We start from the raw sequence: 284 nt of genomic DNA, 5'->3' as shown, positions 1-284 counted from the left end.
CCGCGGGGCATCGGCCCGGCGTGCGTCCTGCGGCAGGTGACGGGCGGCCAGATACAGCGCCGCGATGCCGAGGGGCAGATTGACGAGAAAGATCGCCCGCCAGCCCGGCCCGGCGATGAGCAGCCCGCCCAGCGACGGGCCGAGGGCGGTGCCCACCGCCGACATCGTGCCGAGCAAGCCCATCGCGCGGCCGGTGCGTTCCTTGGGCAGCACGTCGGCCACGAAGGCCAGGGTGAGCGCCATCATCGCCGCCGCGCCGAGCCCCTGCAGCGCCCGGGCCGCCA

General features: G+C 76.1%; 1 protein-coding gene. It reads right to left on the bottom strand.

The window, feature by feature from the left end; translation table 11 throughout:
* A partial coding sequence (locus QQK25_RS23510; RefSeq protein ID WP_284190125.1) for an MFS transporter occupies nt 1-284 on the bottom strand: 284 nt, incomplete at both ends.

The organism is Zoogloea oryzae (assembly GCF_030161255.1).
GTDB classification, from domain to species: domain Bacteria; phylum Pseudomonadota; class Gammaproteobacteria; order Burkholderiales; family Rhodocyclaceae; genus Zoogloea; species Zoogloea oryzae.
This window is presented reverse-complemented; position numbering and strand designations above follow the sequence as displayed.